Here is a 24,713-nt window from a genome sequence, read left to right as displayed (position 1 = left end):
TAGCGCCAGCTTTTATAATTTCACACTTTGGCAAATCACGAATACTGTAAATGCACAAGTTGCTTCCCGAAGATAGAGACCTCCTTCACAGGCTTAAAGCCGATGTCTAAATAAAGTTTCCTTGCTTTGGGGTTTTCCTTGTCTACCAATAATCCAAGCGCTTCTTTTTGTCGATGCACGAAAAGGTCAATGGCGTAAAGCAATAATATTTTTCCCATGCCTTTCCCTTGTGCGGCGATTGATACTGCCAGGGTGTCAATATAAACTTCCCCAGCCTGTGTTTCGTTACCCGAGTTCGGTTCCCTCTTAAAATGTGTGCGCAAATAGGAAAGGATGGGTGCCCGCAATTGTTCTAGCTTATTTCCCGGATAAAGACAAATTTGTCCGATGATGTTTCCATCTTCTTCGGCAACAATGATATGTTCATAGCTATATTGATTTCCCGGTTCCGCTATATGATAGGTCAGAAAAGCAGTCGCCTTCTGTTGGTCTTGTTCACCAATAAAATAATAAATAATTTCTTCCATCGCGGTCAACATGATAGGAGCAATTGCTTCCGCATCTGTAGACCTTGCCTTTCTAATCTGTATCATGTTTTAAAAAAATAGCAAAGGCTACCCCAAAAAGGTAGCCTTTGTTTGTGGTTATTATTTTCTAAGACGTTTATTTACTGTCTTTTTCCAACTTCTCGAAATCTACATAAGCGATTTCCTGTGGTTTCAACGTTACGTTCTCTTTTAGATAATCAAACACTTTAAGGGCTTTTGCTTCTTCGAAAAGGCGGTTTGCTTGTTCTCTGTCTTGTAACAACTGAAGAGCATATTGACCTAATTGTTCATCTGTGGGCTCATCATTGGTGTTATACATCTTAATTTGCGCATAGATGCGTTCTTTTGCCAAGTTAATCACTTCGTCATACTTAACTTCCAAGTTATTTGCCGTAACGATGCGGTTTTCAATGATGGTCCATTTTAAGTTGCTTAAGAAATCAGCAAACCCTTCTTCCAACTCCTCGTCAGAAATATTAGGATTGGTAGCTTTCAACCATTTTTTCAAGAAAGCTTCTGGGAATTTGACATCCACCTGCTCCATTCCATACGTATATATATCGTTACGTAGCTTCTGATCGGCGTTTTGTTTGAAAAGACCTTCCACTTCTTCCTTCACTTTCGCTTCAAACTCTTCTTCCTTCGTTACATCACCCGCAGGGAATAACTTATCGAAGAATTCTTGATTTAAGTCGGCTTCCTCTAAACGGTTGATGTTTTTAACTGTCAATTCAAACTTTGTTACATCCAGATTATCTGCCTCGTCTTCAGTAATGCCTAAGATACGAGCAATATCAGCTACTTTAAATGCTTTTTTGATGTCGATTTTAACGGTATCATCTTGTTTCAACCCTGTCAAAGCCTTTTTAGTTTTCGCGTCTTCAACAATGTCGGTACGTACAGAAGTCGTTTTTTCAATACCCTCTTCTTTGGTTTGTTTCAACGTGGCGTATAGCACATCTCCTTCTTCAGAAACTTCCGGGTTAGTCATTTTGCCGTAGCTGCGGCGAAGATTTTTAACACGCTCGGCTAAGGTAGCATCATCTGCCTTGATGTCGTAAGTTGTAAACGCTGTTTCTTTAGAAAACGGTGTTTCAAATTCAGGCGCGATACCGATTTCGTATGTAAAGGCAAACGTGTCGTTAAAATCCCAATTATATTTCGCATCGGCATCATTCTCTACTGGAAGAGGTTGTCCCAAAACTTCCAGTTTGTTTTCGCTGATGTATTCCGAAATCTTATCGTTGACCAACTTGTTGATTTCATCGAATAAGATCGATTTCCCGTATGTACGTCTGATATGGCCCGGGGGAACCATGCCCGGACGGAAACCTGGCAGCTTAGCCTTTTTTGCTTGTTCTTTAATAGCTTTATCTACCGAAGGGTTGTAATCTTCGGGCGCTAGTTCAACCTTAATGTTCGCGTTGACATCGTCAACTGTTTGGTGTGAAATATTCATACTCTCGTTTCGCTTTTACGCATTTTACAAAAAAAATCCTCCCGAGTTTATTAAGTTCGGGAGGACATCAAGTGCGGAAGAAGGGACTCGAACCCCCACGCCTTTCGGCGCCAGATCCTAAGTCTGGTGCGGCTACCAATTACGCCACTTCCGCAGTTATTAGGACTTTTATTGTGGCACAAAGATAGTAAGCCTGCTGTTATCTTGCAAGATTTTTTTAGATTATTTTATAAAAATAAAAAAAACATATTTTATGCTTGTATAAATGCTTTGTATTCATTTACTTTGTTTTTCAAAGTACTTTATTTTTTTGTGCATGTAGTTGTAAAAGGAGATAAATAGATACATTATTATTCATATATGGATCAACAGGATTTAATAAAAGAAATAGGGCATATCCGTTCGATGATGGAAAAATCGTCCAAGGTGTTATCTATTTCGGGACTTTCTGGAGTGCTGATCGGCATTTACGCATTGCTTGGAGCGACGGCAGGTTATGTTGTCGTATACGGTTTTGATAGTCGTTTTGATTATCGAGACCATTATGTTACCGAGCCAGCTGTTATTAACAACCTCATCGGTGTCGCGCTGACGGTTTTAATTGCTTCTTTAATTACAGGCCTTTGGATGGCACGTAGAAAAGCAAAGAAGGCCCGTCAATACATCTGGAATCCATCTAGTAAAGCGATGCTCCTGGCTATGGGCATACCATTGATCACAGGAGGGCTGTTTTCATTGATACTGCTTTCAAGAGGTTATTTTAGTTTAATAGGTGCAACTCTTCTTATCTTTTATGGACTATCTTTAACATCTGGTGGTATTTATACCTTTAAAGAAGTACGTTGGCTAGGTATATTGGAGATTTTGTTGGGATTATTTGCGTTATTGTTTCCCGGCTATGGATTATGGTTTTGGGCGCTTGGATTTGGCGTATTGCACATCATTTATGGTTTCATTGTACATAAAAGATACGAGTAATAGTGGGTTTAGATTTTTCTCTATATGATAAAGTGTTCGAGAATCGTATACGTCTGCAAATCATGAGCGTGTTGATGGCAAATGATTCGTATGATTTCAGTTCACTCAAGGAAACATTGGAAGTTACAGATGGCAATCTGGCATCCAACTTGAAAACGTTGGAGAAAGAAGGATATATAAGCATAGAGAAAAGTTTTGTTGATAGAAAACCTAATACGCGATATAAACGGACTGAAAAAGGTGCAAAGGCTTTCGAAAATCATTTAACAGCCTTAGAAAATTTAATAAAACGGCAATATAAATAATTTTTTTATTCATTAACTTTGAAAAACAAAGTACTTTTAACTTTAACAACATGGAAAATCAAAACACTCCTCCGGTATTACCACCGTCTCAACCTACCTTTTTTGAGCGGTTGGTTAATTCTGTCATCTTGAAATTAGGGATTATTCTCTTTTTAGTCCTCCTATTGCTTATTCCTATGGAGAGCGTAAAGGATTTAATAAGGGAACGTAAAAATAGGGATCAAGCTGTCAGCAATGAAATAGCAAGCAAATGGGGTAATAGACAAGTTGTTTCCGGACCTATTATTGGAATACCCTATACCTATTCGTACAACGTGAATACAACCGATGAAAAAGGTGAGATTAAGGTAGAAAAACACATCGAAAAAGATTATGTCTTTCTCGTTTCCAAAAAGCTAGATGTGAAATCTACAGTGGAACCTACCTATTTGACACGTGGAATCTATCAAACGGTAGTTTATAATGCAACGGTGGCATTGCGTGGTGAATTCGATGAGATAGACTTAACCAGATTGGATTTGAATCCGGAGGATCTAGCATGGGAAAAAGCAAAAGTATTTATTGGATTAAGTGATCTGAAAGGAGTAAAAGCCGTTCCAAAATTAAACATGGGGCAAGTGAACGCGGAATTTGAAGTCGGCAACACTGATGTTTCGCTCTTTGAACAGACCATGGTTGCCAACGTAGATTTGTCGGATAGATCAACCAAAAATCAATTTGAGATAAATTTAGATATCCGGGGCTCGCGCAGTCTGACTGTTTTTCCAACAAGCAACGAGACGAGTATAATCGTCTCCGGTATCTGGGACAACCCAAGCTTTAACGGAGGATTTTTGCCGGAAGATAGAACAATTTCACAACAAGATTTTATCGCCAAATGGCGTATTCCAAGTTTCAGCCGAAAATTTCCACAGCAGTGGAAAGGGGCGCGAGGTAGTATGTACCAAGTGACAAACTATGAAGTTACAGATGTAGATTATCCTGTAGCTGTTATACCGGAACCTAGAATTTCTTCTACGGGAGCAAATGTGCAGCTATCTACAGAGCAGGATATGGTACAAGTCAATTTTCTGGAATCTGTAAATAATTATCAGAAGACAACGCGCGTTGCTAAATATGGTATTTTGGTGGTACTCTTGACGTTTACTTCATTGTTCTTTACCGAAGTCATAAAAAAGCAACGTGTTCATATTGTCCAATATGTGTTGATTGGTTGTGCCATGGTGTTGTTTTATTCATTGCTATTGGCGTTAAGTGAACATATCGGGTTTAACTTGGGTTATCTGATTGCTGCGCTAGCAACGATTATGCTCATTTCGTCATTTATCTTCGGTATCACAAAAGACAAAAAGATTGCATTTATATTCAGCGGTATTCTTTCCGCTTTCTACATCTTTATTTATTCACTGATGCAGTTACAGGATTATTCGCTGATTGTCGGTACAATAGGTGTGTTTGTGATATTGGCCTTATTGATGAAGCTATCCACACGGGTAAATTGGTACCAGTTTGAAAGGAAATAACATCTTTATGTACTTTTTTGAGAGAAAAAACGTATAAGCCCTGCCGCGGCTTGAGCGGCATAAAAACATTTAAAGAAAACCTTCGATTTTTAAATCGAAGCCACATTTCCTATCTTGGAACAAAAAAGAGCACATCTTATGGATAAAATTTCAATTTTAGCCTGTACTATGATTGTAAGTACCTTGTCTTTCGGACAGAAGAACTCGAATATGAGAGTAAAAAGACCGGTAACAGCAAATAAAGTATATCATTTGAAACAAGAAGTGATGACCCCGGAAAAACTATGGGAACTGGGGCGTGTATCCGCAGAAGGATTATCGGCAGATGGTAAGTGGTTAGTGTACGGCGTATCCAATTATACATTCGGCGAGAATAAATCAGAAAAAAACCTCTATGTCATTCCAATAAAAGGAGGGGAACCAGTCCAATTCACGCAGGGAGAAGGTGGTGAATCAGTAGTCCAGATAAATAAAAATGGCGATGTCATCTATCTATTCAAAGGTCAACTATGGTCAAAACCGTTAATGGGAGATGAAGCGAAACAGCTGACAGATATAGAAGGAGGTTTGGAAAACGTAAAGCTATCACCAGATGGAAAACATATACTCTTTAGCCGGACAGTGCTCATCCATTCTTACCACAGTAAAGATAAATACAGCGATTTGCCCAAGTCAGATGTCTATATTTATGACGATTTAGATTATAGACATTGGGATACTTTTAATGACGGTCGTTTTAATCATCCGTTTATAGCCACTTATGATAACGGTAAGGTAGGAGAACCGTTGGATATTTTGGAAGGTGAACCATTTTATAGTCCACAGGTACCTTTTGGCGGAACAGACGATTTTACCTGGACGCCAGACAGCAAAGCCGTGCTATATGTTTGCAAGAAGAGATTTGGTAAAGAATATGCTTCCAGCACCAATACGGATATATACCGATACGATGTAGCCAGCAAAGTAACCACTAATCTTACGGAGGGCATGGATGGTTATGACACACATCCTGTATATAGTCCGAATGGGCAGCAACTAGCTTGGCTTAGCATGAAAACTGACGGCTACGAAGCTGATAAAAATGATATTATCCTTTTTGATAAGGCAACAACACAACGCAAAAATTTGACCGCACACTGGGATGGAACGGTTAATTCCTACATATGGAGTAAAGATGGCAGAAAGATATATTTTACAGCTCCAGTTCGTGGCACGGTACAACTGTTTGAAGTGGAATTACCGAAAAATTCTGCGCAGAATACGTTGTCCAGAATAACGCAAATCAGTGAAGGTAAATTTGATATTGGGGGTGTTGTCGGAGAGGTAGATGGCGGTTTAATTGTGACTTTGACCACCATGACACACGCTGCGGAAATATATCGTTACGATTTCAAAAAGAAAGCTTTGGTAGGCATCACCAAGGAAAACGACAATATTTACAGTCATTTAGCAGAAACGAAAGTAGAAGGACGCTTTACTAAGGCCACGGATGGTGAAGAACTATTCTCGTGGGTTATCTATCCACCAAATTTCGATCCTTCTAAAAAGTATCCGACTTTGTTGTATTGCCAAGGTGGCCCGCAGGGCGCGTTGACACAAACCTATTCCTACCGTTGGAATTTTCAACTGATGGCCTCGCAAGGTTATATCGTGATTATGCCAAACCGTCGGGGAATGCCAGGCTGGGGTGTGAAATGGAACGAGGATATCTCTAAAGACTGGGGGGGGCAGGCGATTAAAGATTATCTGTCGGCTATCGACGATTTAGCGAAGGAACCGTACGTAGATAATGCGCGCATCGCTGCGGTTGGCGCGAGCTACGGCGGATATTCAGTATTTCAACTGGCAGGTGTGCACCAAGGGCGTTTTAAAACCTTTATTTCGCATTGTGGGTTGTTTGACATGACGTCCTGGTACGGAACAACAGAAGAACTATTCTTTGCGAATCATGATTTAGGCGGACCATATTGGGATAAAAACAATGCGAAAACATATACAGATTTTAATCCCATAACGCATGTTGATAAATGGAACACACCGATCTTAATTTTCCAGGGCGGGAAAGATTACCGTGTTCCGATAGGGCAAGGGCTATCGGCGTTCCAAGCGGCTCAGTTAAAAAATATAAAAAGCCGACTGGTTTATCTCCCCGAAGAAAACCATTGGGTACTATCCGGCCACAATGCGCTGGTATGGCAACGGGAATTCTTTGGTTGGTTGAAGGAGACATTATAAATGAAAACGGTTCGAGTGACAAGCTCGAACCGTTTTCTCTTACGGCTATTTCGTGTCTTTTTTTCCGAAAATACTTAAACGGATATATTTACCCGGTCTTTCCTCCACATCCCTAATTAAATTATCCAGGCCTTCGGAAGCATTATTCAGATTGTTATAGAGATTGTCGTCGTTTAATAATAATCCAATAGAACCTTCACCATTATTAATTTTAGTGGTGATAACTTCGATATTTTTCATGACCTGAGTAGCGTTATCGATGGTTGCTTTAATTTCTGTTTTGGCAAGATCATCGGACAAGCTGTCTAGATTTGTAAGAATATTATTGATTTTGGTATTATTTTTTTGGAAATTATTGGTGATAGATTCAAGGTTTTGCATGATCTTCGCGAGTCTAACCTTTTCCGATCCCATTAATCCTTCCACCTCATGGGTGATGTTCTCCATGTTTTGTAGAGAAACGGAAATACTGCGTAAACTGCTTTTAAAATCGCGCTGAAACTCCACGTCTAATGCCGTGTTAACCGCTGAAAGTACGGAGTCTAATTTGACGACGAGGTTTTCTATTTTTAATTGCAAGGGCTCCACCTTCTCCAATAAATTTGCTTGTACATCCGATAGGAGCGGATCGCCGCTTTTTGCCATGGTTTTACTATTGCCCAATTGGAATACGATGGCCTTGCTACCCAAAAGGTCGGCACTTACAATGCGGGCAACTGTATTGGAAGGAATATCATACTCATTTTTAATCTTAAAGTGCGTACGAATTTTGCCATTTTCCAAAAGTCTCATTTCCGATACGCGTCCGATTTGGTAACCGCTGACGACGACAGGTTTAGAGATGGTTAAACCATCCACATTGTCATAGTCTGTGTAAAACACATTTTCGCGGGAAAACACATCATTTCCTTTCAAGAAATTATAACCTATGAACAAGAGGGTGAGCGCAACCACGGTAATAATACCGACTTTCGTTTCGTTTGATATTTTCAAAATATATCTAGCTTGGGTAAATTAAATCCATTATATGTTTAACAACAAACGAATGTAATAAATGTTTATCGTTCAGCTGCGGTTTTGTATGTTTTAATTGCATCAAATAAGTTCTGTACTATCTCTTTTTGACCTGCGGTTGACAACATATAATTTTCTTCGGTAGAGCTGCTCATAAAACCAAGCTCGGTTAGCACAGCCGGCATACCCGCGGTAGAAAGTACAGCCAAAGATTGTTCCTTAACACCCCTGTCGGGGCGATTGGATGTGGAGAATTTATCCTGCATTAGGGAGGCTAACTTGATGCTTTCCCTACGGTATTGGTTTTTCATCAATTGGAAGACAATCATACTAGATGGATCCTTTGGGTCAAAACCACCGTAGTTGTCTTCGTAGTTGTCTTCTAATAAAATCGAAGCATTTTCCCGAATAGCAGCGTCTTGTTGTCCTAAGCGGTTATACCCGCACACTAGTGTTTCTGTTCCTCTGGCGGGTGATCGCCGAGTTGCGGCAGCATTGCAATGAATCGAGATAAAAAGGTCCGCTTTATGTTTGTTTGCGAGCGCCGGTCGTTCGTACAGTGGGATGAATACATCGGTCTTACGTGTGTAGACAACTTTTACTCCCGGGAGCTCATCTTCTATTTTTTTTCCTAACTTTAAAGCAACCTGAAGGGCAATATCTTTTTCATTAGATTTCATGCCTCTTGCGCCGGGATCTCTTCCGCCGTGACCAGGGTCAAGCACTATCGTACGTACCGGTTGTCCGGTAGCTTTTGGATCCTGTCTTGATGGGGAGTCGGGAGAGGAGAGAGAAGTAATGGATGAAGTTGTAAGCGTTAACGTAAAAACTGTAGCCACAAATAAAGTCAGCCTTTTTACATATAAATTTCTCGTCATGTGTCTTATATCCTTATATTACCTCGTTTAAAATCTGCAACAAAGGTACTGTAAAATTTATTTTTTATTAACGTTTGTCTGTCACGCTTTCTAAATCTTTTTTGACTATTTTTGCCGACAGTAGTTTAAGTTCACACAAAAATAACATTCATAATTAACATTGAAGACGTTAACTTGTTTTTTCTGTAGCATTTTGTTCTTATTTGTGGCCATCTCGGGCTCCGATGCACAAATTGCTTCGTCTTCAAAAGCCCCCCTTTCTAACGTTCAAGACACCTCATTAATTGTTGCCGACACCATTAAAAGTATAACCGACACGACAATTGCGGCAGATTCAACCGTGTTATCGGATACTACGAAGAATCACCTAAAGGAAACACAAGGACAAGATACGGTGATCATGGAGGACGATAGTGGACTGGAAACTATGGTTACTATCGTGGCCAATGATTCGTCTTGGAATGAAGTCAGTAAAAATATTCTCCATCTATATAATGGTGCGAAAGTTAAATACCAAGACTTTGAACTAGCTGCCGACTATATTCGGTTAGATAGAAATACCAATCAGTTGTTCGCTAGTGGAGTCACAGACCACAACGGCAAATACATCGGCCGTCCAGTAGTTATATTTCCTGGGGAGAGCCCAAAATCGGTCGACTCATTAGTATATGACTATAAAACGAGAGAGGGGAATACGTATGGTATCATGACAGAGGAAGATGGCGCTTATATTCAGGCAAGAGTAGTGCGAAAGAATTTATACGATGAACTCTCTTTGCAAACAGGGATGTACAGTACTTGTAATTTACCTTATCCGCATACGCATTTTGGTATCCAGTTTACAAAAGGTCTATTGGCGAAAAACCATATTGTAGTGGGGCCTGCATTCCTGGTTGTTGAGAATATTCCACTTAAATTTATTGCCATTCCCTTTGGGTTTTTTCCTAAAAACAATAAAAGGTCATCCGGACTTCTGTTTCCGTCTTTTGGTGAGGATGCGACACGCGGTTTTTCTATCCGTGATATGGGATGGTACTTGGCATTTAATGATTATTGGGATTCCGAGATTAGAGGAAGTTTATACTCGAAGGGTGCGTGGGAAGGCAGTGTGCGCACAAACTATCTCGTGAATTATAAGTTTAGCGGCGGTTTCAACATCCGGTATGCCTCTACGCCATCGGGGGTAGAGGGTACAGAGAATTATGGCGTCAACCGAGATTTTAACGTAACGTGGAACCATACGCAGCGACAAGAAGCCAATCCAGGAACTTCTTTTTCTGCTTCCGTCAATTTTGGTACCAGTTCCTATTACCGGAACACCGGTTTTAACCAACAAAACTCAATGGAAGACCTGACACGGAACAATATGTCGTCTTCGATTGCATATGGTAAAGTGTTTGCAGATGGGAAGGTGAATTTTACCGCCAATTTAAGTCATCGGCAAGATATGGCGTCAGGTCAGGTAGATTTGGAACTACCATCTTTTAGTTTGAATGTATCCACATTTAACCCTTTCGATTCAAAGGATCGCGTAGGTGATCAAAAATGGTATCAGCGGATTACCGTGGGATATAGTTTGCAAGGTAGAAATACGATATCTACTGCGGATTCGCTACTTTTTAAAAAAGAAGCCTTAAATGATTTTACCAATGGATTTCAACATAATATACCGATCAGCTTAAGTTTAAATGCTTTCAAATACTTTCAGTTCAACACTTCCATAAACTATACAGAACGTTGGTACTTGCAAAGTGTTCGTAAAAGGTTGATCAACGAAGTCAACGGCTTTTCTGCAATGCGTGATACGGTGAGTGGTTTCGAGCGTGCCTATGACTACTCCATGTCGGCAGGTCTTTCGACGAAGGTTTATGGTATGTATCCTAAAATGGGAAAAGTAGAAGCTATTCGACACGTCATTACACCATCAGTTAACCTCAACTATCGCCCTGATTTCTCGGACGCTCGTTATGGTTTTTATCGGGATTTTGTAAATGATAATGGTGTGGTTGAACGTTACTCTATTTTTGAAGGTGGTATTTTTGGAGGACCTGGTTCCGGTAAATCTATGGGTATCGGTTTTTCGGTAGATAACAATATCGAAGCCAAAGTCCGGAACAACAACGACACAACAGGCAACGAAGCGTTTCGAAAAGTGAAAATTATACAGGGTCTGACCTTTAGCGGCAACTATAATTTTATGGCAGACTCCTTAAAACTTTCTAATATTAGTTTCTCAGGGCGTACTTCCCTGTTCAAAGAAAAGATAAACTTAAACTTTAACGGTACTTTTGATCCTTATGCTTTTAACCCAGAGACGGGACAAAAGATCAATAGGTTTGCTATTCAAGATGGAAATCTGGCGCGACTTACTAATTTCGGTTTGTCGTTTGATTACAGCCTTAACCCCAACGCCAATAAAAGCCGGAATGATAATCTCGATTCTCTCCGTAACCAAATGCCCAATATGACAGCAGAACAGGCCGATGCCCTCGCGCGTATCAGTACTAACCCAAATGCGTTTGTCGATTTTAATATTCCATGGAACTTAAATGGTTCATTCAGTATGAACTATAATAAGGCCTGGAATCGCGAAGAAAGACGGATGAGGAATAACATCACCGCGACGGTCAATATAAATGGCGATTTTAATGTTACACCGAAGTGGAAAGTACAGTTCAATACCGGCTATGACCTTAGGCAAAAAGCCCTCTCGCTTACACGGTTTAGTATTTATCGTGATTTGCACTGTTGGGATATGTCAGTGGGTTGGACGCCTTTTGGACAATACCAGAGTTATAATATTACTATTCGTGCCAAAGCATCGATATTGCAAGATTTGAAATTGACGAAACGGGAGAGTCATTATAGATATTAACTAGCCATCAATGAAAGCAGAAATCATTACGATCGGCGATGAACTATTAAATGGACAGGTGGTAGACTCCAATTCCGCTTGGATTGCCCAACATCTGGGATTGTTGCATATTCCGGTCGTACATATTGCTTCGATATCCGATAAAAATCATGCTATAAAAAATGCTTTGCGACAAGCTGAAGAGCGAGCCGATGTAATCATTATGACTGGTGGGTTGGGACCTACCCGAGACGACGTTACAAAAGCCACCGTAGCAGATTATTTTGGGACGACGCTAATACGTAATGAGGCTGTATTGGCGCACGTCGAGGCGATTTTCCGTCGTAGAGGTAGAAAGAGCATGCCTGCTATGAATATCGGACAGGCTGATGTATTGGCTAATGCGGCCGTTCTATTTAATGACGTCGGAACAGCGCCGGGAATGGCAATCGAACGTAACGGTAAATACTTCGTTTTTTTGCCGGGTGTGCCGTTTGAGATGAAATTTCTTATGGAAAACCGTGTATTGCCTATGTTGCGCAATACCTACAAAAGCGAAGTATTTGTTTATAACACCTACTTATTAACTGTCGGTATTGGAGAATCCCATTTGGCCGAGCAGATTGCCGATATCGAAGACGCGCTGCCCCCGTTTATTACCTTGGCCTACCTTCCGAGAATTGGTATGGTACGTTTGCGTTTTACAAGTGAGGGAAGGGATATGGAAGCTTTGGCAAGTATAACCAATAGCTTTAAGGAACAGGTGGCGGAACGTTTAATAGATCACGTTGTTTCGGTAGACAATCGTTCATTTGAAGAAGTTTTGGTGCAAACTTTTACGGATAGCGGTATCACACTTTCCACTGCCGAAAGCTGTACGGGCGGTTCCATTTCTGCACAGATTACAGCAGTCCCGGGTGCCAGTCAGATGTTTCAGGGCGCTGCAGTTGTTTATTCTAACCAAGCAAAGATGGATGTTTTAGGTGTTTTACCCGATACACTGACACAATATGGTGCTGTCAGCGAGTCGACTGTCAAGGAAATGGCAGAAGGGGCGAGGCGTGTATTCGGTACGGACTATGCTATCGCTACAAGTGGTATTGCCGGGCCCGGTGGAGGAACCGAAACAAAACCAGTTGGTACAGTTTGTATAGCGGTCTCGGGAAAATCCGAAACACGAACACAAACGTTCCATTTTAAAAACGATAGAGCGATCAATATTGAACGAACCGTTATCGCAGGATTAACGATGCTTTGGAATTTATTGAAATAATATTTTATTTTTGCCTCATTATAAAATATTATGTTTTGTTTAATTGAATTTGTTAGATTAAATGTTAATTTAGTAAATCATTCAATGAACTTAGGTCAATATGGGTATATATAAAGTGGTGCTTCCCAGAATGGGAGAAAGTGTTTCCGAGGCGACCATTACGAAATGGGTGAAAGCAATCGGAGATCCGATTGAGGAAGATGATCCAATTGTGGAGATAGCAACAGACAAGGTGGATTCTGACGTCCCCGCTCCGGTGACAGGAAAGTTATCCAAGATTTTTTTTGAGGAAAACCAAGTAGCACAAGTAGGCGAGATCATCGCGTGGATTGAAGTAGAGGGAGAATTGGACGAAAACGGGGGGAGCTCGACGGCAACAGATGAAGTGGAGGATGCCGTTCCTGAGCCTCAGTCAGAAATATCTCCAGATATAACAGAGCAGCATACGGCGGTAGAAGAAGCTCTTTTAGCTGTAAAGGAAGAAGAGGTTCCGACATCGGATATCCCCGGCACAGAACTATTAACGCAAGAAGCGCGTGAAAAGACGGCATTACATGCCGGTTCTCGTTTTTATTCTCCTTTAGTCAAGAATATTGCCCAAGAAGAGGGGCTTAGTCAAACAGAATTGGATAATATCCGCGGCACAGGTGCGGAGGGCAGGGTTACCAAACAGGACATTCTCGATTATATTGCAAATCGGACGAAACATCATCCGATAACCGGATCTGGATCAGCAGAGGCGCTCCCTAAAACGACGTCATCGAATCAACACATACCGACGCCTCCTTCAGAAGAAAAAAGTGCCTCGAAAGTAGCAGCACCCGGTGATGAAATTGTAGAAATGGATCGTATGCGTAGGCTTATAGCGGATCATATGGTGCATAGTGTTAAAACGTCACCACATGTGGCTTCCTTTGTAGAAGCAGACGTAACAAATTTAGTCAATTGGAGAAATAAGATAAAGGAGAGCTACAAAAGACGGGAAGGCGAAAATATTACGTTTACGCCCATTTTTATTGAAGCTATTAGTAAAGCGTTACGTGACTTTCCAATGGTTAATGTATCCGTTGACGGACATCAGATTATCAAGCGGAAGGACATCAACATCGGTATGGCAGCAGCATTGCCTTCCGGCAATTTGATTGTTCCCGTTATCAAAAATGCCGATCAGCTGAGTTTAGTGGGATTGAGTAAATCTGTCAATGATTTGGCACACCGGAGTCGGCAAAATCAGTTGAAACCCGATGATACGCAAGGAGGAACGTTTACGTTTACCAATATCGGTGCTTTTGGGAATATTATGGGGGTGCCTATTATCAATCAACCGCAGGCCGCAATCTTGGCTGTAGGTACCATTAAGAAAAAACCTGCTGTTCTGGAGACGGAACACGGAGATGTTATTGCTATTCGTCACATGATGTACCTGTCTATGTCCTATGATCACCGTGTCATTGATGGCGCGTTGGGAGGTACTTTCCTGAAACGAGTTGCGGACTATTTAGAAAACTGGGATTCAGATCGAGAGATTTAGATAACGAAAAATGGCATGTATTTCACACGCCATTTTTCGTTATCTAACATTGTTAATAGTGTCTTGTTCGCGCAATCTATCGATATTGTTCTTTTCGCTATATTCTTCCGTTTTTTCCTGAAAAGATTCCAAGATTTCCCGAATCGAGTCGGCATTTTCTGCCGTTCGTTGATAGATATCCGGCATTTTAGATTCGATTAATTTATCTCCCAACTCCATATTGTCGACTTCAATTTTGCCTATCTTTTCTAAAACAGCCTGCTGACTATTTCGTACGTCTTCCAACTCTCTGGCAATTTTTTCCATCAGATCGAATTTTTTCAACTTGTCCATATCACATTTTGTTTTAGTTCTTTATAATACAACGTATTTTTGGAGAATTTGTTTTTAACTTGTCGAACCAGCAAATGCAAATAATCTACCCAAACCGATCCATCCGTTGTCGGATAATGCTACGGTAACGAAGAAACAGCAATATAGAAGAAGTCAGCAGACCCAGAGCAAGTCCATACCACACCCCCTGCACGCCAATGTTAAAGTAGATTCCCAAAAGATATGCTGCGGGAATACCAACCACCCAATAGGCGATAAAGGTGATCAAGGTAGGAACATTGACGTCGCCCATTCCGCGGAGAACGCCCAGCCCGACAACTTGTGTGCCGTCAAACAGCTGGAACAGCCCTGCGATAATTAAAAGTTGTGAAGCAATACTGATAACCGCTTGGTCGTCGCTGATTATCCGGGGTAAATATTGGTTGAAGACAGCAAAAATAACCGCACAAATCAGCATAAATGCGATAACAAGATGATAAGACACCGTTGCAAATTTCGTCACGCGGATCATGTTCCGTTTTCCATAGCTATGGCCTGTTCTGATGGTCGCAGCCGAAGCAATACCGCTGGCCATCATGTATGTCATTGCAGCCAAGGTGATAGCAATCTGATGACTAGCCTGTTCAATAGCACCAATTTTCCCGGCAATAAGGGAAGCAGCAGCAAAGGAACCGACCTCAAATACATATTGCATGGCCATCGGGGCACCGATCTTAAAAATACTTTTGACGCGTCGCAAATCGATATGAAAGAAAGAGAAAGATGCTATGTATGTGCGAAAACGTTCAGATCGGAGGACATAGACGGACATGGCAAACAACATCAAAACGCGATCTACCAGCGTCGCATAGCCTACGCCCACAATTCCCATCGCCGGGATGCCGAACATTCCTTTGGCCAGAACCACGGAGAGGATAATATTCAATACATTGCCCCAAATTGTGATATTCATCGCCTGACGGGTGAACCCCAGCCCCTCCGCAAACTGCTTGAATGCATTAAACGCCATTAGTGGAATAATCGAAAGCATCAACACCAATAAATAAGGTTTTGCGGCTTCGACCACACGTGGGTCTTGATCAAGGTGCTCCAAAGCATAGGTAGCGCCAAATTGAATGATAAAAAACAACACGAAAGCGGTCATTATATTCAACCAAAAACTGCTGGATAATAATATTCCACAAGACGTTTCGTCCTTTTGTCCGTGTGCTTGTGCGATAAGGGGCGTAAGGCCATAAGAGATACCGAGGCCAATAACCATGACAACAATAAATACAGAATGTACGAGAGATACCGCTGCCAAAGGTATCGTTCCCACAAATTTACCGACGACTATGGTATCTGCTGTCTGTACCAATGTATGCCCTAGTTGAGAAACAATAATAGGGCCTGCAAGCGCAAAGGTGCTCCAGTAGAAGTGCTTGTTTTGTTTGTAGTAATGATGTAACATAGTGTTTCGCGTGTGCAAAGATAATCGTTTTTGTTACTAAATAATTACATCAAAATTTGGAGAGAACATAAATTTACACTTACCTTTATCTTTCGATAAAAAGTTAAAGAGAAGGATAAAATGATTTTAGGATTCTTGAATATCGGTACACAGGAGATGGTGCTTATTGTCATCGTCATTCTGCTATTGTTCGGCGGGAAGAAATTACCGGAATTGGCGAGAGGGTTGGGACGCGGAATCCGCGAATTTAAAGACGCATCGGATGGCATAAAGCGGGAAATTTCCGATCAGATAAATAATTTTGAAAAAGATTTAGATGTTACGGTAGAGGATACACCTGCGACCAAAACCAAATCCCAGACAATCTCGGAAGAGATTAAACAGGAACAAAAAGAAGACAAAGATGCTGTTGACGTGGAAGAGGATGCGAAGAAAGAGTTTCCGAAGTTTACGACACCGGAACACACAGTACAACACCATCCCGGTGAGCAGCCATCTTCAGGCGATGAACATTACACCTATGGGTATAATGATCATTTTGCACAGGAAGAGGGCAGCACGGACACGCCGGAAGGAGAGGCAGCACAAACCAATACATCGGCTTCCGATACGGAGCAGCCTAAAAACGTTTAAATTTATTTATCGTATAATACTATTCTAAAAGCTGTTGGTAAATTCCTACAGCTTTCTTTTTTACTTTACTTAAAATATGGCATACGAAATTATTATTTCGCAAGAACTGGGGGTAAATAGTCGTCAGGTATCTACGACCATCAGCTTATTGGACGAAGGTGCGACCGTTCCGTTCATTGCTCGTTATCGTAAGGAGATGACCGGGAGTTTGGATGAAGTGCAAATTACAACTATCCGTGACCGCGTGCAGCAGCTACGTGATTTAGACAAACGCCGGGACGCCGTACTGAAATCTATTACAGATCAAGGGAAATTAACGTCCGAGCTGAAACAACAGATTCAAGAAGCGGAGACGATGGCTATTCTCGAAGATATTTATCTGCCATTCAAACCAAAACGTAAAACCCGTGCATCCGTAGCGAGAGAAAAAGGACTACAGCCGTTGGCTGACAGGCTGCTTCTACAGGAGAAAGCAGATTTATCGGTATTGGTCGCTGCTTTTGTCGATTCGGAGAAGGGGGTGGCATCGGAAGAAGAGGCCTTGGCGGGTGCCCGCGATATTATCGCGGAACAGATTGCCGAAGATGCCGAGGTTCGGGCGAGAACCCGGAAGATATTTTTGGATAAAGGACAGTTTGTTTCGCGTGTCGTTCCAGGAAAAGAAGAGGAAGCGTTGAAGTACAAAGATTACTTTGAGTGGTCGGAACCACTTCAAGATGCGCCATCTCACCGTGTGTTGGCCATGCGCCGTGGCGAGAAAGAGGAAATGCTCTATCTTGACATTGCCGTAGACGAGGAAGTGGTGCTTTCAGCTATGGAGAAAATCTATATAAAAGCCCATAATGATGTTGCCGCGCAAGTACGGCTCGCCTTACAAGATAGCTATAAAAGACTGTTGAAGCCGTCCATGGAAACCGAGGTGCGGGTATTGACTCGTCAAAAAGCAGATGAGGAAGCTATCCGGGTGTTTGCAGATAATGTCCGTCAATTACTGCTGGCGGCACCTTTGGGACAAAAGCGATTATTGGCGATTGATCCGGGATTCCGTACCGGATGTAAAACGGTGGTATTGGACGCCCAGGGCGCACTATTGGAAAATACGACGATCTTTCCGCACAATGGCGCAGGAGGTTTAGCGGAAGCTGCAAAAATGGTAGAATTGTTGGTGAAACGCTACGATGTGGAAGCGATCGCTGTTGGTAATGGTACTGCCGGTCGCGAGACAGAAGAATTTGTTCGCAAGTTGGAATTAAAAGATGTTACAGTCGTCATGGTGAATGAATCTGGCGCATCGATTTATTCCGCTTCGGAAGTAGCCCGCGAAGAGTTTCCGGATTACGATGTCACGGTTCGCGGAGCCGTGTCTATTGGTCGACGATTAATGGATCCGTTAGCGGAACTGGTGAAGATTGACCCTAAATCTATAGGGGTGGGCCAGTACCAGCACGATGTCGATCAAAACAAATTGCAAAGCTCCTTGGATGATACGGTCATTTCCTGTGTGAACGCTGTAGGTGTGGAGTTGAATACCGCATCTAAACAGATTTTAGCATATGTCTCCGGACTTGGACCCTCCCTTGCGCAGCAAATCGTGAATTATCGTGTAGCGAACGGGCCATTCAAATCACGTAAGGAACTGAAAAAGGTTCCGCGTTTGGGAGATAAAGCCTTTGAACAGGCAGCAGGTTTCCTTCGTATCCGTCATGGCGAACATCCGTTGGATGGTTCCGCTGTACATCCTGAGCGGTACGCGCTGGTAGAGCAAATGGCAAAAGATCTCGGGGCCAATGTACGGGATTTGCTAACAGATGAGGCGTTGCGCAAACAGATTGATCTAAAAAGATATGTTTCGGACGAAGTGGGGCTTCCGACGCTAAACGACATTATAGCAGAGTTGTCTAAACCCGGGCGTGACCCACGTGAACAATTCGAAGAGTTTAAGTTTACAGATGGTGTGAACAGCGTTAGCGATTTGCGTATTGGTATGAAATTACCGGGCATCGTTACGAATATCACCAATTTTGGAGCATTTGTGGATGTTGGTGTCCATCAAGATGGTTTAGTGCACCTAAGCCAACTTGCCAATCGCTTCGTAGCTGATCCCAATGAGGTTGTTAAGGTGCAGCAGCGTGTTATGGTGACGGTAACTGAAATCGATGAAAGACGAAAGCGCATTGGCTTGTCGATGAAATCCGATGAAAAACCGGCAACGCAACGCAAGCGCCATGATCACCAAAAAAGAGCGAAAACACCCGAAACCGATATGGCGAGTAAATTAGCCGCATTGGCAAGTAAGTTTAAATCATAACATAGAAGGGCAGACAGGAGTGTCTGCCCTTTGTTGCTAATATCCGGGGTTCTGCTCTAGGATATCCGGACGGAGATTGATTTGCGCTGTAGGAATTGGATAAACAAACTGGTTTTCGTTTGTTAACGTTTCATACTTTTCCGTCGCCAATCCTGTTCGGCAGAAATCAAACCATGTCTCGCCTTCGAAGAGAAGTTCCCGTTCCTTTTCCTCCTGTACAAACTTGACGAAACGATCTACCGAAGTAAAATCGCCCTTATTTCTTGGTACGCCCGCGCGGGTCAATACGCGCTGAAGTGAATGGAATGCGGCATCGCTTACACTATTGTTAACCCTCGCTTCGGCTTCTGCATGAATGAGTAAAATTTCTGCCAGACGGATGATGGGCAGGTTCTGAGTGGGTGGGGTCGCATTAGGAAATTTTCCCATATAGTAACGATCATTTGATCCCTGAAAAATGGAGAAATCTTGTCTTTTATCGCCGGTTTCAAATAGTTCTCGGATAGACTCGTCTTTTACATAGAAAAGCATACTGGCATTATCATTACTTACCGATGCCAGGGTATTGGTTGTTTGATCATCAAATTGCAATTCAAAAATAGATTCGGCTGAATTTTCGGAAGCCCAAATACTGCCGAAATCGTCTGCCAATTGAAAGTTCTCAGCATTAACTATTTCCGCGGCTGTACTTGCAGCTAAGGCATAATCGTTTGTAATAGATGCTTGGTAAAGATAAACCTTAGCTAATAAAGCTTGTGCCGCGGCCTTTGTCGCTCTACCTTTGGTTGCTTCGGTAGTTTCGTGTGTATCAGGAAGTTCTGTGACGCTTTCGGCAAGATCTTTTACCAGTTGCTCATAAATGGCAGAAGGTTCAGACTGCGGAATAGCTACATCTTCGTCTTCCGTAGTCGCTGTCAATTTTAAGGGCACACGACCAAAAGCGCGTACTAAGAAGAAATAGTTCAAAGCACGAACAAATTTAGCTTCGCCGATAAATTGTGCTCTCTTTTCGTCGGAAATGGTGTTTTCGGGCATTTCAGCTACGCGAGCGATGATGTTATTGGCCGCATTGATAGTAGCGTATACTCCTTGCCATACATTCGCGATCCACGGGTTGGTTGCGGTAACCTCGTGTGTTTTGAAATTTTCGTATTCGGGAAATATCGCGGCATGGGAAACATGGCCCGCTGAAAACTCGGGTACAATAACCATCGTCTGTCCATAGGTAAACGAGCTGGTCATGGTGCGGTACATCCCTATTGCAGCGGAATTAGCATTGGTTTCTGAATGGAAATAATCGTCTTGAGTGACTTGCGCAAGTGGCTCCCGATCAAGAAAACTTTCGCAGGATGTAAAACTAGAAAGCAGTAAAGCGGATAAGAATAATTTATGTATCGTGTTCATAAGTATATTTCATTTAATAGATCAGAAAGATAAATTGACGCCGGCAGTAAATATGCGTGGCTGCGGATAACTTCCATAGTCATATCCGTAGATAAGACCAGTGTTGGCTCCGCCATGGCTGGAGCTTACTTCCGGGTCGAAACCGCGGTATTTGGTGAATACATACGCGTTTTGCACAGTGACGTATGCCCGAAGTCTGTCTACCTTCATCCGTTCTGTCACCGCTTGGGGAAGCGTATAACCTAGGGTGATGTTACGTATACGGAAAAAAGAACCGTCCTGCACAAACCGATCGGAGATGGCACCGTTATCGAAACTACCCGGGCTCGGACGAGGCATGTCAGTAATATCACCCGGTTGACGCCAGCGATCTACCCAATCAATGAAAGCATTTGAACTGGCATTATAGCCCTCCAGTCCCGAAGCTAACGTATAGTTGAACATCTCATTGCCGTAACTAAATTGCCCCATCACGCTAAAATCGAAGTTTTTATACTGGAAGGTGTTCGTGATACCCCCGAAGAAGTCCGGGTGCGGATTGCCGATGATCTGTCTGTCTTGATCACTCGTAGGTGTCGTCGGTTGACCGTCTTGTCCCATGTAGTCGATCATACCGGTCTGGGGATTAACACCAATCATTTTCCATCCATAAAAAGAACCTAAGGGTAATCCCGCCATAGCGATATTCAGATTGCCTACTCCTCCTAAAATTTGGTCGACTCCGTCGGGTAGCGCCAAAACTTTGTTGCGGTTGAATGTCATGTTTAAAGACGTGGTCCATTTAAAATCGCCGACCAAGTTGCGCGTAGTCAGCTCAAATTCGAACCCTTTGTTTTCAATGTCGCCGGAGTTAGTAAATCGGTTTATGTAGCCAGAGTTGGTCAGAATAGGCACACCAATAAGAAGGTCCGAAGTTTTCTTATGGTAATAGTCTGCTAAAAATATAATTCGGTCATCAAATAATCCAACGTCAATTCCGACGTCGGTCTGCGCCGTTGTTTCCCATTTTAAGTTTCTGTCGCCTAGAACCGATGGAATAAAACCTGGCATCCCCAAGTAATTGTTTCCACCCGCGTAAAGGGAATAGCTGGCATAATTGCCGATATTTTGATTACCGGTAATACCCCAACTAGCCCGCAGTTTCAAATCACTAATAACGGGAAGATTTTGTATAAAGTCTTCCTCCGATAGACGCCATGCCGCGGCAAGAGAAGGAAATGTCGCCCATCGGTTATCCCTACCAAAACGGGATGATCCATCCGTACGCAAATTGGCTGTTAAGATATATTTCTTTTTATAATTATAATTTACACGCGTAAAAGCGGAGGCGATAGCCCACTCTTCGGGATACGCATCTGCCCGTGTGATAACACCACCTGCATTGATATGCTCGATATCATTGGAGGGAAAGTTGGAACGTTGTCCATGGACAAATTCCAGTCGGGATTCCTGCACAGAGAATCCACCCAACGCATTGAGTTGGTGGTCGCCAAATAGCTTGTCAAATGTCAACGTTGTTTCGTTGATCCAAAGCTGGTCGCGTGTATTGCGACGTGCACCGATACCCCCCTGACTTGCAAAGGAGCGGATGCCATTCGGGGGCATAAAAAATGTCTCGTCGATAAAACTGATGTCGGTTCCAAAACTTGTTTTCAATGTTAATGACGGGACAAATTGGTATTCCGCACTTGCATTTGCCAACACGCGCCAGGTCTGCGCATTGTTTACCGGTAAATTGAGCATAGCTATGGGATTTTCCCGTGACAGGCTGACTTGGTCATACGCGTAATCTCCATTATTGTCGTACACGGGTATATTGGGAGGAGAGAAAATACCTGTTTTCGTTGGACCTTCCTTTGAATTTTCTTCCTGTATGCGATCATTTTCCGCACGTGTCACATTAATCGCCGTTGCAAACCTTAGTTTTTCATTGTGTTGGTGGTTAAGGTTTATGCGACCGCTGATTCTGTTGAAATCAGAGTTGAGCATGATTCCCCCTTGTCGCATATAGCCCAATGAGGTGTAATATTGTGTGTTTTCACTGCCCCCACTAGCAGAAAGTTCATAGCTTCTCGTGCCGGCTTTCCGGAACATGGCATCTTGCCAATCCGTGTTGATATCGGGATTAGCTAAAATTTGGCCGGGCATAGTAGATGTAGGGTCGTCCTGTTCTCTAAAAAAATAATAATCCCGCATGTAGTCCTGGTATTGAGCTGTATTCATCATCTCATACTTGCGTTCGGATGGCATCTCCGAATACCCCTCATACATATTAAAATGAAAATTGCTTGTTCCGGCTTCACCTTTTTTTGTGGTGATAAGGACGACACCATTAGCTGCTCTTGCGCCGTAAATTGACGAAGATGCGGCATCTTTCAATACCTCGATAGACTGTACATCGGAAGGATTTAATGAAGAAAGAACGTTGATACCCTGTGTACCTCCACCAAAATTGAAATCTGAACCACCTGTAAAGTTCGTTGTACTGTTTACCGGAATACCATCTACAACGTACAGCGGATCGGAGCTAGCGTTTATCGAAGTGGTACCCCGTACTCGGATGTTAAGCCCGCCCCCTGGCGAACCGGATTTCTGTGTCACATGTACGCCGCCGGCTTTTCCTTGGATAGCTTGCGGAATACTGGGAAGTACTTCGTTTTCGATTTCATCAGCTCCTATACTGGACACCGAACTGGCTAAGGTAGCGCGCTCCATCGTGCCATAACCGACGGCGACCACTTGTACAGATTCAATAGTCTTTGATTCTTCACGCAGCAGCACATCTATTTTTTCTCTGTTGTTTAGCGGTTCCTCATATTCCTTATAACCAACAACACTAAACACCAGTATATCGCCGGTATTGGCTGGGATGCTAAACCGACCTTGTTCATCCGTAGCTGCGGAAGTCGGTTGTCCTTTTACTGATACCGTAACACCTGCTATTGGTCCATTTTTGTCGCTTACCGTACCTTGAACGACGTTTTGTGGATTCGCAGTAGAATCAGTTGATGTCATGGGTGTTGTCGGAGAAACCGGGGATGTCAGCTGTGCGGTAGTAGTATCCGTAACGGTCGTATCTGTAACGGTGGCATCCGCAGTGCGGGATACGGAATCCATTGCAGCCGATGAATCCGCTTCCGCTATTTTTAATATAACATGTATCTCACTTCGGTTATTCACAGGTTCCTCGTGCCGAGCAAAATCTGTTTTATTAAAAATCAAAGTGGCATCTGGTTTTGTCTCTAGTGTAAATAGACCTTGCTCGTCAGATACGGTATTGATGGTTTCTCCTTTTACGGAAACGATACTGCCTGGGAGGGCTTGGTTGCGCTCGTCTTTGACGGAACCTTGGACGGTGATCATGGAGTCTTGCAAGTTAAAAACCGCTTCGGAAAACAAATTAGGATTATCGATTTTTTTTTTTGAAGAGAGTAGAGCATCGTTTGAAGTGAAGGCCCAATAGGGACTAAACAATAATAAGGGAATGGCATACAGGATGTGTTTCATATAAAGTATCTATTTACGTTTATTTCTGTCTCTTTGGTATAACACGCAACTAGTTTTAAAAGTTTATGATTTATAATATTTTTGTTACAATTTAGAATAGTAACGTCATTTTAGACAGAAATAGTATTAGTTTTAGATGAAATATGTAACTTGTCTATAGTATGTGATTGTGTATTTGTAAGTAAAACAACTATGACCTACAGTGAATTTATATCTTCGATCGGGAACAGAGATGGCGTTCCGGATAAATTAAACGTCCATTTACAGGCACTTTGGTATGACGCAAAAGGAGATTGGAAAATTGCGCATGATTTGATTGATCATTTGGAGGACGTCACCTCCGCGCATGTACATGCTTATCTACATCGTGTGGAAGGGGATCTATGGAATGCCCGTTATTGGTACAACCAAGCTAAACAACCCGAATATAAAGGTAGTCTGAAGGAAGAGTGGGAGCAGCTAGTGAAAATGTTATTATAA

The 24,713-nt window shown here is 42.4% G+C and carries 18 protein-coding genes and 1 tRNA gene; 10 read left to right on the top strand and 9 right to left on the bottom strand.

What is annotated here, in order from left to right; translation table 11 throughout:
• Positions 1-35: 35 nt before the first annotated feature.
• From C5749_RS09065 to C5749_RS09055, 3 genes are all read right to left on the bottom strand, one after another.
• Entirely contained in the window at positions 36-593 is a 558-nt protein-coding gene (locus tag C5749_RS09065) for a GNAT family N-acetyltransferase (protein ID WP_245893669.1), read from the bottom strand.
• Positions 594-663: 70 nt separating this feature from the next.
• Positions 664-2,007 carry a trigger factor gene (locus C5749_RS09060; protein WP_105724997.1) on the bottom strand — a complete coding sequence of 448 codons (1,344 nt, stop codon included), beginning with the start codon at positions 2,005-2,007 and terminating at the stop codon, positions 664-666.
• Positions 2,008-2,079: 72 nt separating this feature from the next.
• Positions 2,080-2,161, bottom strand: a tRNA-Leu gene (locus tag C5749_RS09055).
• A 206-nt stretch (positions 2,162-2,367) separates the two neighbouring features.
• Between C5749_RS09055 and C5749_RS09050 the strand changes: the two genes are divergently transcribed.
• The 4 genes from C5749_RS09050 (at position 2,368) to C5749_RS09035 (ending at position 7,048) form a co-directional block, all read left to right on the top strand.
• On the top strand, positions 2,368-2,985 hold the full coding sequence (locus C5749_RS09050; protein WP_105724995.1) for a hypothetical protein: 618 nt from the start codon (positions 2,368-2,370) through the stop codon (positions 2,983-2,985).
• Positions 2,986-2,987: 2 nt separating this feature from the next.
• A complete protein-coding gene (locus C5749_RS09045; protein WP_105724993.1) occupies positions 2,988-3,290 on the top strand; it encodes a winged helix-turn-helix domain-containing protein in 303 nt (100 codons plus the stop codon).
• Positions 3,291-3,340: 50 nt separating this feature from the next.
• Positions 3,341-4,813 carry a cell envelope integrity protein CreD gene (creD, locus tag C5749_RS09040; protein WP_105724991.1) on the top strand — a complete coding sequence of 491 codons (1,473 nt, stop codon included), beginning with the start codon at positions 3,341-3,343 and terminating at the stop codon, positions 4,811-4,813.
• A 210-nt stretch (positions 4,814-5,023) separates the two neighbouring features.
• Entirely contained in the window at positions 5,024-7,048 is a 2,025-nt protein-coding gene (locus tag C5749_RS09035; protein ID WP_181151320.1) for a S9 family peptidase, read from the top strand.
• A gap of 45 nt (positions 7,049-7,093) precedes the next feature.
• Here the strand turns inward: C5749_RS09035 and C5749_RS09030 are convergent, their stop codons facing one another.
• Together C5749_RS09030 and C5749_RS09025 are read right to left on the bottom strand one after the other, a co-directional pair.
• Positions 7,094-8,041, bottom strand: a complete 948-nt coding sequence (locus tag C5749_RS09030; protein ID WP_105724989.1) for an MlaD family protein — start codon at positions 8,039-8,041, stop codon at positions 7,094-7,096.
• 65 nt (positions 8,042-8,106) lie between these two features.
• The gene (locus C5749_RS09025; protein WP_105724987.1) at positions 8,107-8,940 is read right to left on the bottom strand and encodes an N-acetylmuramoyl-L-alanine amidase family protein; all 834 of its coding nucleotides are present in this window, start codon (positions 8,938-8,940) and stop codon (positions 8,107-8,109) included.
• 160 nt (positions 8,941-9,100) lie between these two features.
• Between C5749_RS09025 and C5749_RS09020 the strand changes: the two genes are divergently transcribed.
• From C5749_RS09020 to C5749_RS09010, 3 genes are all read left to right on the top strand, one after another.
• Complete coding sequence (locus C5749_RS09020) at positions 9,101-11,815, top strand: putative LPS assembly protein LptD (protein ID WP_245893668.1); 2,715 nt, start codon at positions 9,101-9,103, stop codon at positions 11,813-11,815.
• A 10-nt stretch (positions 11,816-11,825) separates the two neighbouring features.
• Positions 11,826-13,067 (top strand): competence/damage-inducible protein A, encoded by a 1,242-nt coding sequence (locus tag C5749_RS09015; protein ID WP_105724983.1) that lies wholly within the window; start codon positions 11,826-11,828, stop codon positions 13,065-13,067.
• Positions 13,068-13,167: 100 nt separating this feature from the next.
• Positions 13,168-14,598 carry a dihydrolipoamide acetyltransferase family protein gene (locus C5749_RS09010; RefSeq protein ID WP_105724981.1) on the top strand — a complete coding sequence of 477 codons (1,431 nt, stop codon included), beginning with the start codon at positions 13,168-13,170 and terminating at the stop codon, positions 14,596-14,598.
• A 39-nt stretch (positions 14,599-14,637) separates the two neighbouring features.
• Here the strand turns inward: C5749_RS09010 and C5749_RS09005 are convergent, their stop codons facing one another.
• Positions 14,638-14,931 (bottom strand): hypothetical protein, encoded by a 294-nt coding sequence (locus C5749_RS09005; protein WP_105724979.1) that lies wholly within the window; start codon positions 14,929-14,931, stop codon positions 14,638-14,640.
• An 85-nt stretch (positions 14,932-15,016) separates the two neighbouring features.
• Entirely contained in the window at positions 15,017-16,381 is a 1,365-nt protein-coding gene (locus C5749_RS09000) for an MATE family efflux transporter (RefSeq protein WP_105724977.1), read from the bottom strand.
• Positions 16,382-16,501: 120 nt separating this feature from the next.
• On the opposite strand from C5749_RS09000, the gene tatA reads away from it, so the two are divergent.
• Both tatA and C5749_RS08990 read left to right on the top strand, forming a co-directional pair.
• Entirely contained in the window at positions 16,502-17,014 is a 513-nt protein-coding gene (tatA, locus tag C5749_RS19890) for a Sec-independent protein translocase subunit TatA/TatB (protein WP_105724975.1), read from the top strand.
• A 76-nt stretch (positions 17,015-17,090) separates the two neighbouring features.
• On the top strand, positions 17,091-19,322 hold the full coding sequence (locus C5749_RS08990; RefSeq protein ID WP_105724973.1) for a Tex family protein: 2,232 nt from the start codon (positions 17,091-17,093) through the stop codon (positions 19,320-19,322).
• Between the two features lie 36 nt (positions 19,323-19,358).
• Here the strand turns inward: C5749_RS08990 and C5749_RS08985 are convergent, their stop codons facing one another.
• Together C5749_RS08985 and C5749_RS08980 are read right to left on the bottom strand one after the other, a co-directional pair.
• On the bottom strand, positions 19,359-20,726 hold the full coding sequence (locus tag C5749_RS08985) for a RagB/SusD family nutrient uptake outer membrane protein (RefSeq protein ID WP_105724971.1): 1,368 nt from the start codon (positions 20,724-20,726) through the stop codon (positions 19,359-19,361).
• Positions 20,727-20,747: 21 nt separating this feature from the next.
• The gene (locus tag C5749_RS08980) at positions 20,748-24,233 is read right to left on the bottom strand and encodes a SusC/RagA family TonB-linked outer membrane protein (RefSeq protein ID WP_105724969.1); all 3,486 of its coding nucleotides are present in this window, start codon (positions 24,231-24,233) and stop codon (positions 20,748-20,750) included.
• 192 nt (positions 24,234-24,425) lie between these two features.
• On the opposite strand from C5749_RS08980, the gene C5749_RS08975 reads away from it, so the two are divergent.
• Positions 24,426-24,713, top strand: coding sequence for a hypothetical protein (locus tag C5749_RS08975; protein WP_105724967.1), 288 nt, complete (start codon positions 24,426-24,428; stop codon positions 24,711-24,713).

Source organism: Sphingobacterium gobiense, from assembly GCF_002980575.1.
Taxonomy (GTDB): Bacteria; Bacteroidota; Bacteroidia; order Sphingobacteriales; family Sphingobacteriaceae; genus Sphingobacterium; species Sphingobacterium gobiense.
Note: the sequence above shows the minus strand (reverse complement) of the source record. Positions and strands in the feature narration are given on the sequence as shown.